15 protein-coding genes are annotated in these 21,597 nt (G+C 62.4%); 11 read left to right on the top strand and 4 right to left on the bottom strand.

Features of this window, described 5'->3' with window-relative positions:
* Window positions 1-55 precede the first annotated feature (55 nt).
* Together IT350_16285 and IT350_16280 are read left to right on the top strand one after the other, a co-directional pair.
* The gene (locus IT350_16285; GenBank protein MCC6159611.1) at window positions 56-2,104 is read left to right on the top strand and encodes a beta-galactosidase; all 2,049 of its coding nucleotides are present in this window, start codon (window positions 56-58) and stop codon (window positions 2,102-2,104) included.
* Window positions 2,098-2,901: a hypothetical protein gene (locus IT350_16280; protein ID MCC6159610.1), complete on the top strand. Its 804-nt coding sequence runs from the start codon at window positions 2,098-2,100 to the stop codon at window positions 2,899-2,901. The genes IT350_16285 and IT350_16280 overlap by 7 nt, the downstream gene beginning before the upstream one ends.
* A gap of 3 nt (window positions 2,902-2,904) precedes the next feature.
* Here IT350_16280 and IT350_16275 read toward each other — a convergent pair whose 3' ends face one another.
* Complete coding sequence (locus IT350_16275; protein ID MCC6159609.1) at window positions 2,905-4,212, bottom strand: hypothetical protein; 1,308 nt, start codon at window positions 4,210-4,212, stop codon at window positions 2,905-2,907.
* Between the two features lie 95 nt (window positions 4,213-4,307).
* Between IT350_16275 and IT350_16270 the strand changes: the two genes are divergently transcribed.
* From IT350_16270 to IT350_16255, 4 genes are all read left to right on the top strand, one after another.
* Window positions 4,308-5,096: a polyprenol monophosphomannose synthase gene (locus IT350_16270; GenBank protein ID MCC6159608.1), complete on the top strand. Its 789-nt coding sequence runs from the start codon at window positions 4,308-4,310 to the stop codon at window positions 5,094-5,096.
* Entirely contained in the window at window positions 5,093-6,094 is a 1,002-nt protein-coding gene (locus IT350_16265) for a glycosyltransferase (protein MCC6159607.1), read from the top strand. The genes IT350_16270 and IT350_16265 overlap by 4 nt, the downstream gene beginning before the upstream one ends.
* 3 nt (window positions 6,095-6,097) lie before the next feature.
* Window positions 6,098-7,087, top strand: a complete 990-nt coding sequence (locus IT350_16260) for an NAD-dependent epimerase/dehydratase family protein (protein MCC6159606.1) — start codon at window positions 6,098-6,100, stop codon at window positions 7,085-7,087.
* A 110-nt stretch (window positions 7,088-7,197) separates the two neighbouring features.
* Window positions 7,198-9,462, top strand: coding sequence for a DnaJ domain-containing protein (locus IT350_16255; GenBank protein MCC6159605.1), 2,265 nt, complete (start codon window positions 7,198-7,200; stop codon window positions 9,460-9,462).
* A gap of 24 nt (window positions 9,463-9,486) precedes the next feature.
* Here the strand turns inward: IT350_16255 and IT350_16250 are convergent, their stop codons facing one another.
* From IT350_16250 to IT350_16240, 3 genes are read right to left on the bottom strand one after another with little or no spacing between them, the layout of a single operon-like run.
* Window positions 9,487-11,208 carry a nucleoside kinase gene (locus IT350_16250; protein MCC6159604.1) on the bottom strand — a complete coding sequence of 574 codons (1,722 nt, stop codon included), beginning with the start codon at window positions 11,206-11,208 and terminating at the stop codon, window positions 9,487-9,489.
* A gap of 19 nt (window positions 11,209-11,227) precedes the next feature.
* Window positions 11,228-13,057: a hypothetical protein gene (locus IT350_16245; protein MCC6159603.1), complete on the bottom strand. Its 1,830-nt coding sequence runs from the start codon at window positions 13,055-13,057 to the stop codon at window positions 11,228-11,230.
* Window positions 13,058-13,363, bottom strand: coding sequence for a hypothetical protein (locus IT350_16240; GenBank protein ID MCC6159602.1), 306 nt, complete (start codon window positions 13,361-13,363; stop codon window positions 13,058-13,060).
* Between the two features lie 179 nt (window positions 13,364-13,542).
* Here IT350_16240 and IT350_16235 point away from each other — a divergent pair, with 179 nt between their 5' ends.
* From IT350_16235 to IT350_16215, 5 genes are all read left to right on the top strand, one after another.
* Window positions 13,543-13,962 carry a rhodanese-like domain-containing protein gene (locus tag IT350_16235; GenBank protein ID MCC6159601.1) on the top strand — a complete coding sequence of 140 codons (420 nt, stop codon included), beginning with the start codon at window positions 13,543-13,545 and terminating at the stop codon, window positions 13,960-13,962.
* Between the two features lie 4 nt (window positions 13,963-13,966).
* Window positions 13,967-15,235 carry a DUF1329 domain-containing protein gene (locus tag IT350_16230; GenBank protein MCC6159600.1) on the top strand — a complete coding sequence of 423 codons (1,269 nt, stop codon included), beginning with the start codon at window positions 13,967-13,969 and terminating at the stop codon, window positions 15,233-15,235.
* 47 nt (window positions 15,236-15,282) lie between these two features.
* Entirely contained in the window at window positions 15,283-17,865 is a 2,583-nt protein-coding gene (locus tag IT350_16225) for an ABC transporter permease (GenBank protein ID MCC6159599.1), read from the top strand.
* Window positions 17,866-18,149: 284 nt separating this feature from the next.
* Window positions 18,150-20,576, top strand: a complete 2,427-nt coding sequence (locus tag IT350_16220; GenBank protein ID MCC6159598.1) for a hypothetical protein — start codon at window positions 18,150-18,152, stop codon at window positions 20,574-20,576.
* A gap of 62 nt (window positions 20,577-20,638) precedes the next feature.
* A partial coding sequence (locus IT350_16215) for a hypothetical protein (protein ID MCC6159597.1) occupies window positions 20,639-21,597 on the top strand: 959 nt, incomplete at its 3' end.

Genomic DNA, 21,597 nt, shown 5'->3' with positions numbered 1-21,597 from the left:
GCCCCTCGCTTGCAACGCGGCGTTTGGGCGTCAAAGATGATCGCGCGGAGTGCGCATGCCGGTCACCTGGTCCGAACGTGGGCTCGAAGTCGAAGGCGCCATCGTGCCGATGCTGTCGGGCTCGATGCACTACTGGCGCGTCGCCCGGGCGCTTTGGGACGAATGCCTGCAAAAAGTCCGCGCGCTCGGCCTGCGTCTCGTGTGCACCTACGTTCCGTGGTCGGTGCATGAGATCGAGGAGGGCCGGTTCGACTTCGGCGATCTCGCGCCGGAAAAGGACCTTCGCGAGTTCCTGCGTCTCGTGAAAAAGAACGACCTGTTGGCGATCGTCCGTCCCGGTCCGCACATCAACGCCGAGATTTCCGGCTTCGGTTTTCCCGAACGCATCCTGAGAAACGAACGAATTCAGGCACAAGGGCCCGATGGCGCGCCCGTGGTGCTCCCCGTGCCGCCGATGGGTTTTCCGATCCCGAGTTACGCCTCGGACAAGTTCTGGAAGGAACTTGGGCCGTGGTTCGACGTCGTGGCCGAACAGATCGCGCCCATGCTGCATCCGCGCGGCCCCGTCGTCATGGTGCAGTGCGACAACGAGTGCAGCTATTTTTTTCGCACCGGTGCGTTCGAGCTGGATTACAGCGACGGCGCAAGGACGGCGTGGAAGGCCTTCCTCAAGGGAAAGTATCCCGATCCGCGCGAACTGCAAAAAGTTCATCACGCGACGGAAGCGGGCGCGGTCCAGCCGCCGACCCGGTTTCGCGCGACGCGACGTGACGACCTGCGTCCTTATCTCGATTGGGCCGAATTCAAGGAACGCATGCTCGGCGACGCACTTGTGCGCATACGCGCCGAGTGGGAGTCGCGCGGCATCAGAGACGTCGTGTTTTCGCACAACGTGCCGCCGTCGTCCGGACGCACGCCCTTCAATATCGGGCGCGACGAGCGCGCGCTCGAAACGGTCGGGATGGATTTCTATCACCCGCGAACGGAAAACGCTGTCGTGAAATCGCGCGTGTTGTCGCTCGAAGGGCAGACGCGATTGCCCTGGTCGCCGGAATTCGGCGCGGGCTGCTATCAGGCATGGACCCCGATCGATCTCGACGACCACCGATTCATCACTCCCTACGCAATGATGTGGGGATTACGCGGATTCAACTGGTACATGATCGTCGAGCGCGAACGCTGGTACGGTTCGCCGATCACGCGGCGCGGCGGCATCCGCAAGGATCATTACACGTTCTATGCGGACTTCGTTGCGCTCGTCGAAAATCACCGGCTCTTCGATCTTCGCAGGCAGGCGACCGCGTCGGTGATCGTTCCCCGCATCTACGACCGGCTGAGTTCCGTCACCAATCTCTTCGCGCAGATCACGCCGATGCCCTTCGAGTCGCGTGTCGGCTGGGAAGGGCTTTGCCGCGAGGATCGGTTCGGCATGACGTACGGTCCGCAGATCGAGCACGAGCGCGTGAGCAGGGCATTTCTGGCGGGCTTGGAGGCCGCGGGCGTGACGATCCGAGTGGCGGACGGATGCGATGGCGAAATCGCGGGTCCGTCGCGCGCGATATTCTGCCCGGGTTTCGAGTTTATGGATCGCGGTTTGCAGAACCGTCTCGTCGAAGCGATGCGCCGGGGATGCGCCGTCGTCATCGGCCCGGAAGCGCCGTCCCGCGACGAGACGATGAGCGAATTCTCGGCGTTCGAAGGATTTCTCGGCCGTCCGATCGAGGTTCTGAACTGCGGCATCCAGACGCTGGTCTTCGCCGCGGGCGCCGGAAAACTCGTGCTCATCAACGGACCGATCGCGCCCGGGAATTCAACCGCGAACGAGTGCATGCAGGCGATCACGACGTATCTGGGACTCGCGCCGGAAATGCCCGTCGATCCCCCGTGCGAACGCACCATCTGGCGCGACGCCGATCGCACGATCGTCTACGTCGCGAACCCGACCGACGAGGCGCGCCTTGCCGGGATGCAGACGGCAGCACCCGCTCGCCTGGTCGATCTTCGCACCGGCGAGGAACTGTGCGGCGACAATGCCCTGCGAATCGCGATGCCCGCGTGGACGGTGCGAGTCTTTCGCCTCGTGATGGGGGAATCGCCGTGCTGAGTCGCGATGTCCTGGCCGTCGATCTCGATTCGCGTCATTGGAAAAATCTGATGCGGCTCGCGCCGCGGGGCGGGGTCACGATCGCGCCGACGCTCTACGTGTTCATCGAGGACGGGCGGTGCGTCAAGGCGATTCACAACAAACGCGGCCCCGTTCCCGGGGTGGACTTCGACACCGATCGCGACGACGTCGAGGCGCTACGAGAAGCGCACGACGTGGAGCGTGTCGCGCTTGTCCCCATCGAGGCGATCGGCGAATTCATGCACGCGTGGCAGACCGATTTCGCGATGGACCGAGATTGGGAAGAGCAACTTCTCGGGATCGTCTCGTCATTGCTCGAGGCGGCGAAGACGCGCGTGGTTTGGCATCCGATGATCGCGCGATGGCCGTCCCTCCCAAAAATTCCGGGCCGGGGCGCGATCGACCGGATTTGGCCTGACGAAACGTGCGTGGGTCTTTTTGTGTTCGAGGGCCGCGTGCCGTTCACGTCGCTCATCCTCGGCAAGTCGGGGGGGAAAGTCACTCTGATGACGACGCTCGACGCATTCGGTCTGGCCGACGGACCGCTCGATTGGGCGGGGCAACATCGGATGGTCGCGGACCTTTGCGCAAAATCGTTTTCGCCGCTACACGCCGCGTTGTGGATCGACCGCGGGTCCTGGTCGGAGATGGTCGCCGGCCCGAGACCGCTCAGCTACCTGCGTCTCGCGACGCGTCGCGGGCGCGCCCTGGTCTCGCCGCGGCCAAAGCTCTGGAAGCTCGGGTTGTGGGCGGCGAGGGTCTTTCGCCGCCTGTGATGTTCACTCGACGGCGAAGGTGAAGACGTCGCGGATGCGTCCCATGTTTTCGGGATAGGGGTCCACGGTGAACCAGACGCCGTCGATGCGCTCGAAGACAAGTCCCGTGTTGTCCGCGACCGATGCGAAACCCACGAGACCGTTGTCGAAATCGACGAGCGACGCTCCGGTGACATAGCCGCCCGCGGGGAGGTCGAACCCATACGAGCGGCGATCCCACGTCCCGTCCTCGTAGTGCCAGTGCTCCATCTTGTCGAACTTCGACGTGAAGCTCACGACGTCGTCCTGACCCTGCGCATTCACATTCGACAACCGCCAGTTTTCGCCGTCTTCGGGAAAGTTGCCGGTCTTTTGCCACGTCAGATTCGAGTAACGCATCGCAATGCCGCGCACGTTGAGTTCGCCCGTCGGCCTCGCGTATCCGACAGCGAACGCGTTGCTGTTGGAAACCGCGACGACGTCGAGGAACTCCACCTCGTTTTCCGTCAGCGTGTAGGTCGACGGCTGCCAGTCGTTGCCGTCCCAGTTCAGAATTACGCCTTTGCCGCTGACGACATTCTGGCCAACGGACCAACCGAGCGTCTCGCTCGCCATGGAAACGGCGTTGAGCCGGAAATTCGTCGAGAGGTTGGGAAGCGTCATGCGCGAGACGACGCCGTTCTTGAAATGCAGAACGAGGCCGATCGTGCCGAGCGGATTCACCGTCTGTCGACCGACGAGATAGGCGTCACCCGGCGCGAGAACGTCCACGCCGCGCAGTTCCCATTCGCCGAGCAGCGTTGGAATGTCGATCGGGATCGCCGTCCAGACGTCGTCCTGGATTTTGTACGCGACTCCGGTCAGGGAATTCGTGTTCCAGCCGACGGCGACGCCCCAGCTTTCGTCGGCGAAATCCATCGCATGCAAAATGACATTGCCGCTATCCGGCACGAGCGTCGTTTCGATCGCGCCGTCCTGAATGCGTCCGGCGAAGGGTTTGTCGCCGTCGCGCGATTCGCCGAGCACCCAGCCGTCCGCGCGCGCCTCGGGCTCGACCGTGTCGTCGTCTGCATCGTCGTCGGCGTCGTCGTCCGAATCGTCATCGGAATCGTCGTCGGCGTCATCGTCCGAGTCGTCGTCGGAATCGTCATCGTCACCGCCATCGTCATCGGCCGAATCGTCATCGTCGCCGGGCGGAACGATGATGTCGTCGTCCGTGTCGTCGTCGCCGATGACGGGGAATTCCTCGTCCTCGGGTTCCGACTCGTCTTTCTGGCACCCGAGAGGCAGGACGAGCGCGATGAACAGCGATACGAGGGCGATTCGTTTCACGCGAGGAACCTCCGGAACTTCAAATAATTTTCCCTTGCCGACGCGCGCATGTCAAACCACGTATCGTCTTTGTGGGGTTCGGGACTTGTGCTAGCGTGCGCGTGCCGAATTGGGTGAACTTCTCGAATGGATTCGATGTGGCCGACGCGCGGGTGACCGGGCAGCGAACGATCGTGACGCTGCCGACGTATAACGAGGCCGAAAACATCGCCGAACTCGTGTCGCGCCTGCGCGCGCTTGGCGTCGAGGTACTGGTGGCCGACGACAACAGTCCCGACGGCACGTGGCGGATCGTTGAGGCCATGACGGCCGCGGATTCGGGCGTGCATCTTCTCCGGCGAATGGAGCGGAAGGGCCGCGGCTACGCGGGGGCGGAGGCGTTCGTGAAGGCGCTCGCGATGTCGCCGGCGCGCATCGTGGAGATGGACGCGGATCTGTCGCACCGGCCCGAGGATCTGCCCGCGCTGCTGTCGGCGCTGGAGTCCGGGGCCGATCTCGCCATCGGCTCACGGTTCGTCGCGGGAGGTCGCGACGACCGTCCGTCCGCTTCGCGAAGATGGCTCACGCGGCTCACGACGGGCTTCGCCCGATTCCTGCTCGGCACGCGCGTGCGGGACTGCAACTCGGGTTTTCGCGCGTACAAGGCGGCCACCATGTCGCTGATCGAACCGGCGACCCTCACGTCCGCGGGCCCCAGCATCGTCCACGAGATTCTGCTGCGCGCCACCCGCCGGGGCTGCCGCATCGTCGAGGTGCCCATCCGCTTCGTCGATCGCGAGCGCGGCCAAAGCCAGCTCACGCTCGGGCGGCTGCTCGACGGCTTCATCCGCATCTTCCGCTTTCGCCTGCTCGCCGCGGCCGGGCGGCTATGGAGAAATCCGTGAGTCTGCCGGACGTCGATGTCATCATCGGAAGCCGCGACGGCAAGGATCTGCTGCTGCGCTGCCTGGAGAGCGTCTATCTCCAGCGTTACGAGGGTCACGTTCAGGTGACCGTGGTGGACAACCACTCTCGCGATCAATCCAATTTCCTCATCAATTCGCGGTATCCGCAGGTTCAGCACATCGTGAACTCGGCGGACACGGGTCAAGCCGCGGCGTACAACGTCGCGTTGTCGAAGACGTCCGCCCCATTTGCGCTCATCCTCGCGCAGGACGCCGAGTTGGAATCGGATTTTCTCTCCGCACAGGTCGCATTGCTTCAGGGCACGCCGGGTTTCGGCGGCGCGGCCGCGCGGGTGCTGCTCGGACACGACAGTCCCGGCGGGCGAATGATCGACTCGACCGGGATCGCCCTTCGCGGCGCGCATATCATTCCGCAAAATCATGCGGCAACCGAAGACGACCGCGTCGCGAAAGGGCGCGAGGTCTTCGGCCCGGCCGGCGCGGCGGCGTTCTGGGATCGACGGTGTCTCGATGCGGTACGCGCGGCCTCGGGCCACTGGTTCGATGAGGATCTGATCGCCGGGCACCTCGATGCCGACCTCGCGTGGCGCGCCCGATGGCTCGGTTATCGGTTCTGGTACAACCCGGCCGCGATCGCGCTGCACCAGCGCGGCATATTGTACGCCAAGGACCGCGAGCGCGCGAAACGCATCGACAGCCTGCGCGCGCGAAATCGCGTGCTCGTCTATCGAAAAAACCTGCTCTTCGACGGCTGGGCGCGGTTCGGCGGTCAGGTGCGCTCGTCCGTGCGGCGGGAGATGTTCGACGTTTCGCGCAAGCGCGGCGTCGCGAACGGCGTCGACGCGTGGCTCGGCGCGGCGTCGCTCACGCGGCGCATGAAAAAGCACGCTGCCGGGTTCGAGAGCCACGCCACCGCGACGCCGGAGCGCATGTTCCAGTTGATCTTTTCGCACCGAGCTCAGAGCGGGGAAGGGTGAGCGATGCACGAGGTCGGCGAGTTCTACCGGGGCCGGGACATCCTCATCACGGGAGGGCTCGGGTTTATCGGATCCTCGCTCGCCCACGCACTCGTGGGGTTCGGCGCGCGCGTCACCCTCATCGACAGCCTCATTCCGGATTACGGCGGCAACCTCGCGAACATCGCCGGGCTCGAAGGCCGCGTGACGGTCAACATCGCCGACGTGCGCGACGCGTATTCGATGAACTGGCTCGTCAAGGGCCGCGACGTCATCTTCAATCTCGCGGGCACGCTCTCACACACCGACTCGATGAAAGACCCGTTCACCGACCTGCAGATCAACTGCGTGAGCCAGTTGTCGATTCTGGAGGCGTGCCGCAAGAACAACCCGAATGTGAAAATCCTGTTCGCCGGGACGCGCGGCCAATACGGGCGCGCCGAGTATCTGCCCGTAGACGAAAAGCACCCGATGAATCCCGCCGACGTGAACGGTATCAACAACGTCGCGGGTGAGGCGTACCACATCCTCTACAACAACGTGTACGGTCTTCGCGCGTGCTCGCTGCGCCTCACCAACACCTTCGGCCCGCGCCACCAGATGCGCCATCACCGCCAAGGCATCATCAACTGGTTCGTGCGTCTGATTCTGGAAGGGCGCGAGGTGTCGGTCTTCGGCGACGGAACGCAGGTTCGCGACGCGAACTACATCGACGACGTGGTGGACGCGTTTTTGCTCGCCGGCGCGAGCGATGAGGTGGACGGACAGGTTTACAACCTCGGCGGCACGCCCGCGTCGCTGGTCGAGATCGCCCGGACGCTGGTGGACCTGCGCGGTGGATCGTGGAAACTCGTCCCGTTTCCCGCCGAGGCCAAGGTCATCGAGATCGGCGATTACGTCGCGAAAACGGATAAGATCCGCGACGCCCTGGGCTGGACGGCGCGCTGGAATCTGCGCGACGGCCTCGAGCGCACAATCGAATACTACGACACGCGGCGAGAGGCGTATTTCTGACGCGACCCCGCGCTTGACGCGCCGTCGCGGCGTTCCCAATATGCCCCGACACGCGTGAGGGCGGGACGGCGAAGGCTCGTCGCGCCCGTGAAGATCTGAAGGCGAGGTCCATGGGTCGGGACTACACGACATCGTTTTACGGTCGTTTTCGCGAACTCCCGTTTTCCGACCTGATTCATTCCCTCGCGGTTCAGAAAGAGACGGGCGCGCTCTACCTGCGGCACGACAAGGTGCTCAAGCGCCTGTTCCTCGATCAGGGCCGCATCGTCTACGTCCAGTCGAGCCTCGTTCAGGAAAACCTGTTTCGCAAACTCGTCGAGATGGGGCGGATCGCGCTCCCGCTGCCCGAGGACCTCGTGGCGCAGGCGAAAGCCCAGGGCTTTTCGTTGACCGCGTGGGCGGTCCGCAACGGTTTCATCCGGCCGGACGAGGTTTCGACGCTGCTGGCGGATCTGGCCGAACAACGCGTGCTCGAAGTCTTCCGCTGGCGCGACGGCGACTACCTGTTCATCTTCGACGAGCCGGTTCCGGAGGCGTTTCGGGGGCTGGGCGTCGCGCTCGACCCGACCACGCTGATTTCGAGGGGACTGCGCCAGTATTCGTCGTGGGAAGAACTGCGCGCGTTCGCCAAGCACAACGGCTTCGCGATGCCGCGCCTGACGCAGGACATCGACGTCATCAAGGCGCACTTGCAGGCTTCGGGCGAAGAGCAGCGCTTGTTGCGGCGAATCGACGGGTCCACGCACTTTCTGGACATCGTGTACGCCGCCCCGATGGAGACCGACGTCGCACTCGTGTTCATGCGACGTCTGCTCATCGAAGGTTACATGGAGTTTCCGCACGAGACGGTCGTGTCGAACCGGACCATGGCGGAATTGAACGACCGCGAACGCGATTTCGCCGAGCTGCTCTCGCGCGACGCCGAACGCATGCTCGAGAGGAGTCCCTTCGATCTTTTCCAGATCGGACGATATTTCACGGACGAAGACGTGCGTCGCGGGTATTACCAGCTCGCGCAAAAATATCACCAGACGGAGCTCGTGCCGAACCTTCCCGCGCAGCATCAGGTGCTCGCCAAACGGCTTTTCGACCGCGCCAGCAGCCACTTCGAGGCGCTTATCACGTGGTACAAGGCGCGACAGGCGGGCCGATTCGACTATTTCTTCCATCTGGCGAACGAGACGGTGGACGACATCGGCTCCACCATCGAGGCCGAGGGCCACGCGCTCGCGGCGCGGGCCGCGGCCGAGCGGGGCGAACTCGACGCGGCGGATCGCGAACTGCGATTGGCGGAAAAGCTCGTGGATTATTGCGCGGAGTATCGCCGACTGCGCGGCGCCGCGCCGCTCGACTGGGCGTTGCGAACCGGTCGCGCAATCGACCCGCAGTGGATGACCTATCTGACGCAGGCGCTGCACCTCGACGCCTACGACGCGCGCATCTACTACGATCTCGCGCGTTGCCAGGAACACACCGGCGATCGCGACCGCGCCAATGAATTCTATACGCGGGCCTACGAGTTGGATTCAACCCATCGCGAAGCGCTTTCCGGTCTCATTCGGACACGTCCGCGGATGGTTGATCAGTCGTCGGGCGCCGGTGAGAACGACGAAGAACGCCTGGCTTCGGTGATGGCGTTTGTCGAGGCGAAGGAAGACAAGGACCTGTACGCGGTTCTCGGGGTCGCGGTGGACGCGCCGGAATCCGAGATCAAGCGAGCCTACTTTCAGCTCGCCAAGGAGCTTCATCCCGATTCACTGGGACGGCTGAAGGATCACCCGCTGGCTCAGCGCGCGTTCATGATGATCAACGAGGCGTACGAGATCCTGTCGGCGAAGGAAAAGCGCCGGATGTACGACCGGGGCATCCGTGCGTCGGAGAGCCAGAAGAAGCACCTCGATCAGGCACGCAAGGTCCGCGCGCAGCAACTCTTCTCCCGCGCTCAGTCGCTCATTCAGCAGAATCACTTCGACGACGCGGTCGAAACCCTCACGGAGGTGGCCGAACTTTCGCCGGACATGGGCGCGGCGCTGGCCTATCGCGTGTGGGCGGAGTTTCTGCGCGATCACAAAACGAAGTCGTCCAGCCGCCACACGGCGGAAACGCGCCTTCAGGACCTGATGAGCCAGTTTCCGGAGATCGACGAGCCCTATTACGTCGTCGCCAAGATCGCGCTCGTGTACGACGACCTCGGTCGCGCGAAATCGAATCTGACCAAGGGGCTCGAAATCAATCCGGAATCGGTTGAAATCAATCGCGAGATGCGCCTGCTCAATCAGCGCCTCCAGACGCGCAAGGCGCAGGCCAAGCCGGCGACGCCGAGCCCCGCGGACGACAAAAAGGGAATCCTCGGCGGGTTTTTCAAGAAGAAGTGAGCCCGTCCGCGTCCGTCGCGAAGGTCAGTACGAAAACCCCGACCCGCCGATGAATTCACGCAGGACGGAGTCGCGCGGCACTTCTTCCGGAAAAATCGGCAGGAAGAGATCGGCGAATTCGTAGAGTCGGATCGCCTCGACATACGCCGGGTCGCTCGAAGGTACCTCCAGCAAAAATCGTTTCGCATACGGCGCCAGTACGGCGTGCTCGTACACGAGCGCGGAGTTGAACATCACGTCCGCCTCCTCCTGAAACGGATAGATGTAGTTCTCTTCTCCGGCGCGCACCGAAGCCCACGTGCGGATCGTCTCGGCGGCGGCGTAACCCCGGAACTTGCGGTCGCGCACGATGCGGCGGAGCAGGCGCGTATCCGACGTGAAGATGCGGTTGTGCTGGTCGATCGCGAGCTGCGTGAGCGCAGAGACGAAGATCAGGAATTTGGCATTGCGCGGGATACGCGCATGCATGCGGTCATTGAGCGCGTGCAGGCCCTCGATGATGAGGATCTGATTTTCGCCGAGCCGCATCGGAACGGTCTTGGAGGGATGTCGAATGCCCTCGCGAAAATCGTAAACGGGCCCGGACACTTCTTCGCCGAGAATCAGTCGTTCCAGGTTGTCGTTGAACAGTTCGATGTCGAGGGCCTCGGGCGCCTCGAAGTTGTAGCTGCCGTCGGCGTGCTTGGGCGTTTCCACGCGATCCACATAGTAGTTGTCCATCGAAAGCGTCACGGGTTTTACGCCCATGACGCGAAGGAATACGCCCAGTTTCTTGGAAAACGTCGTCTTGCCCGAACTCGACGGCCCCGAGATGAACAGGATGCGCACTCGCTCCCGGCGTTCTTCGATCTCGCGTGAAATTTCCATGATCCGCTTTTCGAACAGCGCCTCGCTCGCGCGGATGAGTTCGTCGCTCTCGCCGCGCACGAGCGCGTCCGTCAGGTCGGAGACGTTCTTGACGCCGAGGATTTCGTTGTCGCGACGCACCCGCTGAAACGTCGAAAAGAGCAGGGGGCGGTCGGTGCGGATCGGCCCCGGCGGCGTGCCGTCGGTCCGCGGAAAGCGGAGGATGAATCCGTGGCGATAGGCGTCGAGCGTCCAGTTGCGGATGTGCGTGGTTTCGGGCGCGAGCGGTCCGCGCAGGATGTCGTAAAATCCGCGAAGCTCTGCCATCCAAAGATAGCCGCGCGGCGTTTGCGAGACCCATCGGACCTTGTCGCGAAAGCCCATGCGCTCCAGCAGATCGACGACCTCGTCGACGAAGAGGCGGCGGAACGCGATCTTGAGGCTCTCGTTCACGATCTCGTTCATGCGCTCGGCGATCGACGTGACGAAATCGGGCGTCACCGTGCGACCGGGCACCTCGAAAAAGTACCCGCCGTGAATGCTCTGCCCGATCTCGATCTCCGCCTTGGGGAACAGCTCGTTGACGGCGGTGTAAAGAATGAGCGATGCGGTGCGGCGGTAAATGTACGCGCCTTCCTTGGTGCCGTAGTCCACCGTCGAGGCTTCGCAATCCGCCGTAACCCGCCGGGACAACCCCGTCAGGCGATTGTTGACGATCAGGCCGAGTGGCGGGAGCTGACCGGGATGCGGCGCGCGTTCGAGATGCGCGTCGATGCGATCGTTTCGGCGCACGGCAAGTTCGACCCCGTTGAGCACGAGGCGAAAAGTTTGCGTCACGTCGCCGAAGGGGGCGGACTCGGGCATATGGGTCAGATCGCCGTTCTCGGGCCGTGTGGACATCGTGCGTCCGTTCCCTCTTCTAGTCGTTGAAGTAACGCCGGCGCGGCATCTCGAAGTCGAGTTCCAGCGTCGCGGCGCCGTCGCTGATGACGTACGGATTGTCCCCGAGTTCGTGCACGCAGTAGTCGTTGACGAAACGCCGCCCGTCGGACTGGTCGATCACGGACCCGTCCACGACGAAGTCGCCTTCGTAGGCGTACTCGACCATTCCGATGCTCGGAGAGTCATACTCCAAGGCAAGCCCATCCGTTTCGATCGGCGCGCCGGTCACGGCGTCCTCGAAGTCGTCGAAGGACCCATCCACGGTGGCGCGGCCCATCTCCATCACCCACACGTTCGAGATCGAATCGGCGATGAGTTCGAATCCGTCGTTGGGCGGCGCGGCCCATTCGGGCGTCGTCTGCGACCATAGCGCCACGTAACCGTCGCCCTTGCGGCCCAGTGTCCAGTTGCCGTTCTCGCGCACCTCGTCGAACGCGGCCGCGGGAAAATACGCGTGGCTATAATCCGTGATCGGGAGCCAGGGCTCGTCATAGATGGCCACGAGAACGTTCTCGAACTGCGCCGCGCGCGGCAGCCATCCGCCGGTCCAATCCGTGCCGAGATAATCGCCGGAAACGCCGCCGGGATACGACGTGAAAACGACCGCCTCACCGTCGATGATGCCCGCGAGCACGTTCTGCTGTGCGCCCCAGTAGCCGGGCTTGAAGTCCTGCGCCGACGCGAGCTGGTAGTCGGGCGTGCGGTAAATGTAGGCGTGCATTTCTTCGAGCGCCGAGCCGCTGGCGATGGGCTCGACCAGTTTGGTGACGATCGATAGGAGCGGCGATCCCACCAGCGGGCGCAGGAAGTCGATGTCGCTCCACAGCCATCCGCCCCACATGTCCCAGTCCTCCACGGTCTGGAATGTGCCCTCGACGATCCGCCAGTCGGCGTACGCACCCATCGACCACCAAAAGGTCACGTGTTCGGGATCGTCGTAGGTCAGCCCCCAATCGGGACCGTCCGCGATGTTGATGCCGTCGCGCTGGCGATTGATGAATTCGTCCCGGTCCGGGTCGGCGACCGCCTCCAGAAGCGGCGGCAGCACGTAGCGCTGCGCGGTACAGATGTGCGTGGCGCTGAAATTGCCGTAGTCGTTCACCGAGCCGTTGCCCGTCCACAGATAGTTGGCGGCGCGCATGCTGTCGCTCATGCGCCCCATCACTTGATCGGGATAGGTGCGCCCGTGCGGCGCGACGAGAAAACCCTTGAACGAATTGAGCGCGAGATCGAACGCCAGCAGGTCGAGCGTCATCGACGCCAGCGTGGCGATCTCGGTGTCCTCGGCGAAGTCCGCGAGGTTCATCAGCGCCGGGACGTCCTCGTTGAAATACACGTTCGAGTGCCATTCGGTGAAGCCGAATAGTGAACGCCAGTGAAACCAGTCGCGCAGCCGCGTCTTCGCGATCTCGATTTGCTCGGCACCCGTGTGGCCGGAGTTGGTGAAGATCTCGTCCGGCCAGAGCTGACCCGCGAGAAGCTGAAGCTGCAGGAAAAGCACTTCGTGGTTCTCGGACCAGAACACCATGTCGTCGGGGCCGGGTTCGTCCATCCAGAACTTGAACCCGAGCAGGGTTTCCTTGATGTCGGCCTGCAACTCCTCGGGGTAGTAGGGGCTGTCGGCGTAGAGATAGAGCATGCGCATTGTGCCCGTGAGCCCGAAGTCGGACGTGTCTTCGCGGTTCTGTGCCTTCGTCAGATTGTTGCGGATCGGCGTTTCGTTGATCTCGCCGCCGACCTCGAGCCGGCAGATTTGCGCATAAAGCCCGCCGGCCGGCGGTGTGGCGGCCGTGAAGCAGTCTTGCAACTACTGCTCGCAGCGCTCCGTGAATCCCGTGGTCGGCTCGATGGGGTCACCGGGATCGGTGTCATCGTCGACGGTGTCGTCGTCCGATGTGTCGTCATCCGTCGTGTCGTCGTCCGTCGTGTCGTCGTCGGGCGTCGTATCGTCGTCCGCGTCGTCGTCGGTTGCGTCGTCATCGACGGAATCGTCGTCGACGGCGGCGTCATCGTCATCGCCTGACGAATCGTCGTCGTCGCCCGCGCAGCCTTGCGCGACCAGCGCAATCAGAAGAAATAGGAATCCAGACCACCGGGACGACCAAGGTTTCATCGTTCACCTCGCACGTGGAGCGACAATTCTAGTCGAACGCGGCGCGCGCGGCAAAAGGCCGCGATCCCCCGTTTGCGAAGGGCCGGGCGACACGCCGGGCCGCGGCGATCCACGGCTAGGAGCGGTCGCGCCTTTCGGCTATCTTCCAAACTCGATTTGAACATTGCGGAGACGGGATGATGTGGGGAGTGCTTTTTCGCAGGCTCTTGGCGCACGCGACCGGTGCGGCTTTACTGGTTCTCGTCGCGGCGGCGTGTTCAACCGCGGCGGAACCGGGCGGCGGGCACGTCATGGCGACCGAAGAGCTCAAGACGCGCATCGACGCGGGTGAGGACTTTCTGCTGATCGACGTGCGCACGGCCTTCGAACGCAAGCGCGGCTACATCCCCGGTTCGACGCACATGCCGCTCGACGAATTGCGGGCGCGCACAGCGAGTTTACCGAAAGACAAGGACATCGTGGTTTACTGCTACAGCGGATCGCGCAGCGCTCAGGCCGTCAAATACTTGATGAAGAACGGTTTCACGCGTGTGTGGGACTATTCCGCAAGTTGGCGCGGCTGGACGGCCAAGGGCTATCCGACGAAAAGGGACGAGTGAACCGATGAAACGTCGAAACTTCGCGGCAATCGCGCTGGTTCTTTGCGTATGCGCCGTCGCATGGTCAGAAGAGCCGATCACGAGGGTGAATTGGGGCGCCATGGTCGGCTTCGCGCCCGATCTCGCGATTCCCGGCTGGTCGGACGCTTTGACGATCGACGCCACGAATGTCGATGCCTTTCGGATGTGGATCGCCGAGCCGACGTACCTGCTTGTCCGCAACTGGAATCTGAAGATCGTGACGCGCCCGTATGAAGCCTACGCGCCCACCGATGGCTACATCGACGCCACCAACAAATATCGCGGGCAGGCGAAGGCGCTCGATACGGGCGGGAAGACCGATGTGGTCGGCCTCGGCGGCTACACGGCCGGACTGCCGTTTCCCGATCCCAAGACCGGCGAAGAGGTCGCGTGGAATTTCCTTCACGGGCATCACGGCGATGATGGCCGGCACGAGTTCGGCGTTTACTGGGTTTCGGCGAAACGCGGCGTCGAACGCAACGAGGTCTGGCGGTGGTTCTTCATCTCGAACACGAAGCACCGGACGGACATCGATCCCAAACCCGTGCTCGCCGAGTTCGCCGACAGGAATATCGCCGCCATCTCGATGACGGAGACGCTCTTTCCGCCGGATCTCAAGGGTCAGCTCGCACTGTACATCGCCTACGACAACCCGACCGAGCGGGAAGGGTGGGTGTATGTGCCCTCCCAGCGTCGCACGGTGCGATTCACTTCGGATGGACACGGAGAGGCGTGGAACAACACGGACCTGCTTTACGAGGACGTGCGCGGCTATTCCGGTCGCCCCGAGTGGATGAACTGGAAGATCCTGCGCCGCGCGACGATCCTCGCGCCGATGGGCGCCGGTGTGGAATTCGGCCCCGACGCGGCGAAAAAGACCTACGATTTCGAGACGCCGCCGCACTGGAATCCGCGTCTGAAGTGGCAACCCCGGCCGGTGTACGTCGTCGAGGCGACGCCGCGGCTCGCGCGATATCCATACAGCCGGCAGGTTTTCTACATCGACGCCGAGGCGTTCTACATCCACATGAAAGAGGCGTACGACGCCAAGGGGCAGCTCTGGAAGGTGCTCATCAACGCCTCCAACGTGTCGAACGACCCCGCGACGAAACCTCCTCTCGTGGCGACCTCGTTCGTTGTCGATCTTCAGGCCGAGCATGCCACCGTCTTCCCGTGGTTTCGCAACGAGGCGAATGTCGGCATCGATCCGAACAAACTCTCGCTCACCGAGATGCGGAAAAAGTCCCGCTAGTCGCGAGGCGGTCTTGACTTCGATTCATTGATACGGATGCTTTCGCCATGCGTCACGTCCTGCGCCTGATCTCGATTCCCCGACTCATGGAGCACCCGTTCCGGTCGTTTCTGACGATCGTGGGGATCGCGCTCGGCGTCGCCGCCAACATCGCGGTGCAGATGATCCTGGCGACGATGACCGATTCATTCTCGTCGATGATCGACGCCGTTTCGGGCAAGGCGCAGCTTCAGATCAGCGGCGGCGAGACGGGAGTCTCGGAAGAGATTTACGATCGAATTCAGATTCGCGACGAGCAGGGGCGCTCGCCGATCCCCGGCTTGGCGGCGGCCATGCCGACCATTCAGAACGTCACGAAGTACGGCACGGAGAACGTCCTCATCCTCGCCGTGGACACGCTCAACGACCGCGCCGCCCGCGACTACAAGATGACCGACTCCGGCGGCGCCGAGATCGAGGACCCCCTCGCGTTTCTCAATGCACCCAACACGCTGCTGCTCAATCGCGAATTCGCAAAACGATTCAACATCGCCGTCGACGACACGATCGATCTGATGACGAGCGCGGGCAAGAAGCCGTTCGTCGTCAAGGGCCTGCTCGACGCGTCGGGACCGGCGGCGGCCTTCGGCGGCAACTTCGCCCTGATGGACGTCTATGCGGCGCAGCTCTATTTCGGCCGCGAAAAGATGTTCGACTCCATCGACCTGCTTCTCGAACCGGACGCGAACGTGGACGCGGTGAAAGCCGCCGCCGAAAGTTGGCTCGCGGGCGCGTACGAGGTACGGAGGCCCGAGCAGCGCAATCAAGGCGTCGAGTCTCTCCTGCGCAGCATGAACATGGGCCTCAGCATCATGACGCTGGTCGTCATGGCGATGGGCGGGTTCATCATCTTCAACACGATGACGACCTCGGTGTACCAGCGCCTGCGTGAGATCGGCATCATGCGGATGATCGGTGTCACGCGCATGGGCATCTGGAACGTCGTCGCGGCCGAGGCGCTCATTCTCGGCCTTCTCGGCTCGGCGGTCGGCATCGCGGGGGGATTCGCACTCGGTCGCTTCACGGTGCTGCACTACATCGGCAAGGTCACGAGCCTGTTCATCCCCGCCAACACCACGCACGCCGTCTTTCGCCCGGACATGATCGCGATGGGCACGGCGATGGGGCTCGGCATTACGCTGGTCGGGGCGTTGTGGCCGGCGTGGCGCGCAACACGCATCACGCCGCTTCAGGTGCTGCGCTTCGGCCCCGGTCTCGCGGGCGGGCGACAGACGAATCTCGCTCGCTGGACGGCGCTCGCCGTCACGTCGTTCGCCTTGACGTTGATTCTTGCGCTGCATCCGCGTTTTCACACGATCGACGGAATTCGCGGCGCGATGATGTTCATGCTGTTCGTCGGCGTCGGCGCGACACCGCTCTTCATGTACCTCGTGCTTCGCGCCCTGATCCCGATGTCCACGTGGCTGCGCTCGGCCCTGTCGCGCATGGCCGCCGAAAACCTCATGCGCGATCTGGGGCGCTCGTCGATGACCGTCGCCGCGTTCATGGTCGCGCTCGCGGTCCTCTTCGAAATCTATCTGTTCATGGGCTCGATGCGCGCCGAGCTCAAGGCGTGGATGGACAACGTGCTCAAGGCCGACGTCTACATCACGTCGTCGAACAACTTCGCCACGCGCACCTCGGTTCCGATGGACCCCTCGATGACGGATAAGCTGCGGTCCGTGCCCGGCATCGAGCATCTCGTCGAGGTGCGGCTGAAACTCCAGGACTTCAAAGACAGCCGCATCGTCCTGCTCGGCGTCAACTTCGGCGCGTACATCGAAAAGGCGCGGATTCAGTTTCCCGGCGACGACAATCCCGCAGCCGTTCGCAGGCTGATCGCCAACGAGGGCGTCATGCTGTCGCAAAACCTCGTCAGCCGGCACCCGGAACTGAAAACCGCCACGCACGTCACGCTCGACACGCCACACGGTCGCCGCGAATTTCCCATTCTCGCCGAGGTCGTCGATTACACGTCCGAGACCGGCACGATCCTGTTCAACCGGTCGTATTTCGTCGAAAACTTTAACGACAACCTCGTCGATACTTACCATGTGTACATCCAGTCCGGCGTGGACACCCAGGAAATCCGCCGCCGCATCGATGCGATCGTCGGGGACAACTTCAACCTGTTCGTGCTGACGAATCGTGAGTTCAAGTCATCGATTATCGAGGCGATCGATCAGGTTTTCGGTCTCGCGGTGGCGCTGGAAATCGTCGCGCTGGCCATCGCGCTCATCGGTATCGTCAACAACCTGCTCTCCAACGTCATCGATCGCACGCGCGAGATCGGCGTACTGCGTTCGCTCGGCGCGACCAAGGCGCAGATCCGACGCATTTTCCTTGCGCAATCGGCCATCATGGGCTTGTGCGGGGCGTGCGTCGGCGCTGCGGTGGGGTGGGGGATCGGCATCATCCACCTCAAGCGCCTGTCGATCATTCTGTCCGGCTGGACGATGGCCGTGCATTTTTCCGTGCCGGTAATCGCAACGGCGTTCGTTTTCTCCGTCGCATTCGCGGCGTCCGCGGGACTTATTCCCGCAGCCAAGGCGGCGAATCTCCAGCTTCGCGAGGCGCTCAAGTACGAGTAACGCGCGCGGTCCGCGAACGACGTGCGTGAGATTCGTTCTTGAGCCATTTGCGTTTTGAAAAAAGCGTCGTGATGTCGCGCGTCCGGGGTTCGGCAAATAATCTCTGCCCCGGTCGGGATGGGTTGGCGAAGGTTTGGGAGTTGTGGCGCGTCGATACAATCGGCGTCCGCGTCACTCCAAATTCACAAAGATTTCTGTTGACGGCTCCTGTATGATTGTGCCATCCTTTGAACAGATTCGCCGGTGACGCGCTCGACACGATCCGAAAAAAGGCGCTTCGTCGAATGAAATCAATTCGGAAACCACGGAATTCTCTGGAAAACAAAGGGCTCGCACTCCTTTATCTCCTCGCGATTTGTCTTCTGCTCTTTCCCGCCTGCGATTGCGGTTCATCCAACGACAATGCCGACGGCGCGGGGCCGGACGATGATTCCATCCTCGACGACGATTCCCTGAACGACGACCTCGACGACGACGCGGGGACGACGACCACGACGTCACCAACAACCACGACCACGACATCACCGTCCGGTTCGAGTACGACGACCACCACGGTTGTGACCACCACGTCGACGTCCACGACGACGACGACCGTGCGTCCCGGTACGGGCACCGTGTGCGATCCGTTCAACAAAGTCCCTGAAGTCATCGTCCCCGCCGTGCCCTACGGCCCTTGGCCCGAGTGGGAGCGCGACGGGATCACCTTTCAGCAGATTCTCTCGTCGGGCGCGGGATTCGGCCAAAACGACATCGCGGTGTCGAGCGACGGCGTCATCCACGCGGTCGGTCAGGACGGCCTCTCCCTCGACCACTACATGATCGACGCGGCGGGCGACATCACCCGCGACACGATCAATCCCCTCGGCGGCGAGTGGAAGGTGATGGACATCGACGCCGACGATCACGTCCACCTCGTCTACACCTACCGCCGCGAGCCCGACGAAGAGGTGAACGAACTGCGTTACGCGACCGACAAGAGCGGCGAGTGGGAGGACATCCTGCTGCGCGAGGTCGATCGCGGCTCGCCCGACTTCGACATGGCGGTGGACGCGAACGGACTGGTGCACATCGTGTACGCCGGCGTCGCCCGCTACGACAAGAGCATGTTTTACGCGACGTGGGACGGCGAAACGCTCACCGAGACGCAGCGTGCGCCGGACGACACGACGTGGCGATACGGGTGTTACATCGCGCTCGATTCCGCGGACGAGCCGCACATCATCGCCACGGACGACTTCGGGCTCTTCGCGTGGGATCTCTACGAAACGGAGACTTGGGTGAAGACGCTCGTCGATGCGGATCAAGCGAGCTGGGATTTTGGGTTCGACGATCAGGACCGGCGGCACATCGTCTCGAACGGAATCACGGATGGGGACCTTTATCACGGCGTCTTCGAAGCCGACGTGTGGACGTGGGAGGACATTGACGACTGTCGCGACGGCATTCGGGACCCGAAGCTCTTCATCGATGCGGCCGGCGCGCTGCACATCGTCTACGCCAACGGCTACGGGACGGACGTGTTCTACACGACGAACGAGTCGGGCGACTGGGTCTTCACGCGCATGGTGACGGGCGACGGGGGTGACGGGCAGGATATGTCGTCGGTGGTGGACGCGAACGGGAAGGTCCACGCCATCCACCGATGGGACGGCGGCTATGCGAAGCTCTATTATACCACCAACCGGTTCGGCGACTGGCGTCGTTATACCATCGGCGGTTCGCACGACATCGACTCCGATAGCCGTGAAGGCTTTTTCCTGAAGGACGATGTTTTACACTTCGCATTCATCCGGGATCACTATCAACGCATCGTTTACGGAAAGCTGGAGAACGGCGTGTGGTGGGAGAGTGAGATCTACTCGACGCCGACGACTGGACTGCCTGTCGGGCTGGAAGTCTCGATTGACGTGGGGTCGGACGACATCCCGCAAATCGTCTGGGCAAACCAAGAATACGAGCAATTGATGCACAGCCGACTGATCGGCGGTGCGTGGGTGAATGAGACTGTGGATTCCGGGACGTCTTTTAGTAAAACGCGATTGGTGCTGGGTCTCGACGATGAACCCATGCTCGTGTACGACGGGGCGAATACTCCCGGAAAATTCGCCACGCGCGCCGGAGGTTCCTGGCAGACCGAGGAATTGCCGTTCATGATCTACCCATATGACATCGGTCTTGATCTGGACGGCGATCCAGTAACGGTGTATCGTTCAATGTCCGTCGATCTCGAGTTCGCCAAGCGCGTCTCCAACGGGAACTGGGAGACCGAATTGGTTTTTGCCGGAGCGGATCATGGCGCTGGAAATCTAGTCGTGGATTCTGAAGGTGCGAATCATGTTTTCCATGGAGGTGGGGGGGGGGCAGGGTGGTATATCACGGATTTCACTGGCGATTGGGAAACGGAGCAAATTGAATATGCGCTCATTTCCGATGCGGAATTTGTTGATGAAAACGGGAGTCCCCACGTCGTCAATTTGATCGGTGATCATTATTCGGAATGGAATAATGAGGGCGGCATCATTTACGGATCGAAAAAGAATGGCGAGTGGATGTGGCATCCGATTTTCATGTTCGCGATTTCGAACGCAAGCCCTCAATTTCTAGGTCGTCTCAATAATGGGGATTTTATTTCTGTATTTGGTATTAATAATTATGAAATCTACAATGGGGTTTTCTCGGCGAAGTTTTCGCCGTCCATCATAGACGAGTGAGAGTTCGAGCATCCGGTAGCCTGATCGAAACAACCTGATTCGCAAACGCTGGAGGGAGAACCATGAGAACCGGCAACAGGAGACGTGTGTGCGCGTTTACGGTCATCGTGATGTGCGCCTTGGCGGGCGCGGCATGGGCGAGCCCGTGCTCGTTCGAGGAACCAACGACCTATCTCGACGAGCTTTTCATCACCTGCGAGGCGTGGGACGGAAACGAATATATCGGGTATCGCCAAGGGGATCTCGATACGGATGACAGCAATGACACGGCGACACACATCGATCGCGACGATTTCGAGATCGATCAGTTCGAGGTCATCAGCCTCGGGCTGGACTTCAGCGACGACGGCGATCCGGGCCGCACCGGATGGCAGGCCCAGACCCGTCGCGACTATTGCACCGCCAGGGTGCGTTTTCGGTCCCTCATCGGCTACCTCGGTGGCAGCGGTCCGGCGGTCGCGGAAGGCGACGTCTTCGGCTACATCGCCACGGAAATGGATGACAGTATTACTCCCTCGGACGTGTGCAACGCAGACGTTCTCGATAATCTGCCTCCGCGCCCGGGCGTCCTCTTTCTCCCGGGGTTCCGGAACTTCGCCACACCCGCCGAGGCGGCGAAATACGCGGCCATGTTTTCCGCACAGACCCCGCAGGGAGATAACGAGACCATGAGCGAAAAAGTCTTCCTGCTCATGATCGCGCCGCCGAGCCACATCGCCGTGAACCTGATGCAGGACCACAACGAATCGGCGGACGAGCACTTTCGGACGCCTCTCACTCGGCACATGTCGCCCAATTACGCGCAGCTCAGCTTCGGCAGCTACGGCCGGGATGGCGGGCAGGAGGCTTTTCCAAATATTGGTGTCTTGCGATCGCGCATCGGCTCGCTCAAGTTTCAACAGGAGAAGTACCTCACCGACGGGTTTCTCGATCTGGAGGAGGTCGAGCCGGCGCTCAATTTGCTCTTCGCGTACATCTACGCCGCGGATCGCGCGTTGAACCTCTTCGACAAGTTCTTCAT

Source organism: Deltaproteobacteria bacterium (genome assembly GCA_020845895.1).
Taxonomy (GTDB): Bacteria; Lernaellota; Lernaellaia; order JACKCT01; family JACKCT01; genus JADLEX01.
Note: the sequence above shows the minus strand (reverse complement) of the source record. Positions and strands in the feature narration are given on the sequence as shown.

Excerpts from the sequence above, each read along its gene's own strand:
- IT350_16285 (MCC6159611.1), top strand. The coding sequence starts at position 56 with ATGCCGGTCACCTGGTCCGAACGTGGGCTCGAAGTCGAAGGCGCCATC.
- IT350_16260 (MCC6159606.1), top strand. The coding sequence starts at position 6,098 with ATGCACGAGGTCGGCGAGTTCTACCGGGGCCGGGACATCCTCATCACG.
- IT350_16255 (MCC6159605.1), top strand. The coding sequence starts at position 7,198 with ATGGGTCGGGACTACACGACATCGTTTTACGGTCGTTTTCGCGAACTC.
- IT350_16250 (MCC6159604.1), bottom strand. The coding sequence starts at position 11,208 with ATGTCCACACGGCCCGAGAACGGCGATCTGACCCATATGCCCGAGTCC.
- IT350_16235 (MCC6159601.1), top strand. The coding sequence starts at position 13,543 with ATGTGGGGAGTGCTTTTTCGCAGGCTCTTGGCGCACGCGACCGGTGCG.
- IT350_16225 (MCC6159599.1), top strand. The coding sequence starts at position 15,283 with ATGCGTCACGTCCTGCGCCTGATCTCGATTCCCCGACTCATGGAGCAC.
- IT350_16220 (MCC6159598.1), top strand. The coding sequence starts at position 18,150 with ATGAAATCAATTCGGAAACCACGGAATTCTCTGGAAAACAAAGGGCTC.
- IT350_16230 (MCC6159600.1), top strand. The coding sequence starts at position 13,967 with ATGAAACGTCGAAACTTCGCGGCAATCGCGCTGGTTCTTTGCGTATGC.
- IT350_16240 (MCC6159602.1), bottom strand. The coding sequence starts at position 13,363 with ATGAAACCTTGGTCGTCCCGGTGGTCTGGATTCCTATTTCTTCTGATT.